This window comes from Schnuerera sp. (genome assembly GCF_035459645.1).
In the GTDB taxonomy this organism is placed as follows: Bacteria; Bacillota; Clostridia; order Tissierellales; family Tepidimicrobiaceae; genus Schnuerera.
Map to the genome: position 1 here is coordinate 1 of NZ_DATHXO010000436.1, position 2,628 is coordinate 2,628.

Below are 2,628 nucleotides of genomic sequence, written 5' to 3' on the forward strand. Positions count from 1 at the left end.
ATATCAAATTTTATACTACTTACTTAATAAAATTTATATAAATCTATATTATAGTGGAAAAAATATCGCATAATACTTTAGCTAAATTATAGTTATCATAATCAAACTCTTTTTCTTTTATTGGTACTGTAATATACACTACAGCTTTTATTTGTTCTTTTAAAATCAAAGGTATTGCAATGATTGATTGCCAATTAGGTGTATTTAACCCTAGATTAATCTCATTTACACTTTCCCAATCAATTAAAAACTCACCTTCTCTTTTATTAATAACTCTATCCACTATATTATTATTAATAAAATCAGGATCTATCCAATTTAAATTTAATCTAGATCTTGCATAAATATTTGAAGACTCCTTATTAGAATTTATTTCTATAAAAGCACAATTTTCCGCCTCCAATATCTCTATAACCCTACCTAAAAATGCAAATTTCTTTTCTTTATTACTTATATTTTGTTTTGCTATATCGATAATATCTAATATGGCTAGAATATTCCTCTGATCTGTATTTATATTTCCAGATAGAATCCCTGCCAATCTATCCACTCTATTTAAAGTATTTGCTAACTCTGCATTCCATACTACTACTCTATTCCTTCCTTTTTCTTTAGCACAATATAAAGCTTGGTCAGCTTTTTCTATTAATTCTTCTTTAAATTGACTATGCTTTGGAAACATGGATATACCAATACTAACAGTAATAGGACTATCTACACCTGAAATGTTTAATTTTTCAATTCTTTCTCTGATTTTTTCTCCTATATTCTTCGATTCTTGTTCTTTAATATTTTTAAGGATTATAATAAACTCTTCTCCACCATATCTAGCTACTGTATCTGTATTTCTAGTACTATTAGATAAAATAGTGCCAATCTTTTGCAGAACTTGATCTCCTTTTCTATGCCCATAAGTATCATTTATATTTTTAAATCTATCTAAATCCATCATCATAACCGCAAAAGATTCATTTTTCTTCTTGTTTTCAATAAGTATTCTATTAAACTCATTTTCAAAATACTTTCTCGTATAGGTACCAGTTAATTTATCTATGCTAGATAATGTTTTCAATTTATAATTTTCAATATTAATATATAATAATCTAGTTAAAGTACTAGCCAATTTATGTCTTTCTTTATCAAATCTATTAAATATCCTTCCAGTTTCCAAGTAAATATAACCATCATTTTTTCTATTATATTGGATTTGACTTTTTCTTCTTTCCTCTTTAATAGGATAAGTAACAGTGGATGGAGCTGCAATAGGGATACATATTAATGCTCTAGTATCTTTAGCTAAAAATTCCTTATGTAATCCAATTATATTACTACCTAAACTACTACTTATTAAAACACCATTCTCATATCTATTAGCTAAAGCCAATAAATTTTCATTAGGTTTCCAGTTTGAATTGCCATTTAAACTTATAATAGGAATATATTTGTTAGTATCCTCATCGTATATTAATATATATCCTCTTTTAGCAAAAGTCTTCTTTGCTATATACTTTAAAATGAGTTTTAAATTATATTTGTAATTATCCGTTAAACTTTTTACTAAATCTTCTATGCTAAATATGCCTTTTGTTTCTTCATATAAATAATTTATTTCTGTTATTTTTGCAAATTGACTATCATCCATAAAACTAAATAAAGAATTATAGTCAAAATATTTTTCAATAGGTTCTTCTGAATTTAAATCATCTATACATATACAATCTAATTTCTGATTGAAAATATTAAAAACTACTTCTGACATCTTTCTCTTTATGTCATCAGTTCTTTGACTTTTAATAAAGCTAATTTGCAAATCCCTTTGTGGTACATTTTTAATAATCCTATATATTAGGTCTAAAGATTCTAATAAATAGTTTAGAGCTTGATAATACCTTTTATTTTTAGCAAGGTTAAATCCTATTAAACTATTTGCAAATATATCTAAATGCAGTAAATTATATTTTTTCATATCCTCTTCTAGTTTTATCATATTCTCATAACTATCTTCATCCTGAATTATACTATATAATAATATTTTTCTAATATATTCTAAACTTGGTGCCTTATAACCCTTTTTAAGCTGATTATCTTCTTTGAGTATATGAGCAACATATTTATAATCTCCTTTTAACAAAGCCAAAATACCCAGTTGTAATAAATTGGTTCTTCTTTGAAATTTTAGATCAATATTGCTAAATTCAGTCCTTATATCTTCCATAGCTTTATTATCATATTTTCCATCTCTTAAATAATCTATAAGTAATATCCTCGTTTTAGACATTAAATATTCTGTATTATTATAGTCTTTACAAAGTTCTATAGCTTTGTTAGAGTACTTTAAGGCTTCATCCCATTTTCCAAAACTATAATAAAATTCTCCAATAAAATTATAATATTGACTAATAACTTCAAAACTATAGTTTGAATTTTGAGCATATACTTCTTTTAGCATGGTATAACAATTATAACTATACTCGTAATCACCAGTTAATAAATAAATTAAACCTAAGTTTATATTGGTTAAAAACATTAGATTAGTATCCTTAGTTTCTACAGCAATAGATCTAGCTTCCTCTATATGTTTTTTAGCTTTATCATAATCACATGTATTTATATATACTTCACCTATAT

General features: G+C 25.0%; 1 protein-coding gene. It reads right to left on the bottom strand.

Annotated features, from left to right (window positions below; all coding sequences use genetic code 11):
• Positions 1 to 43: 43 nt before the first annotated feature.
• On the bottom strand, positions 44 to 2,628 hold a 2,585-nt coding region (locus VK998_RS10290; RefSeq protein WP_325228044.1), incomplete at its 5' end, for a tetratricopeptide repeat-containing diguanylate cyclase.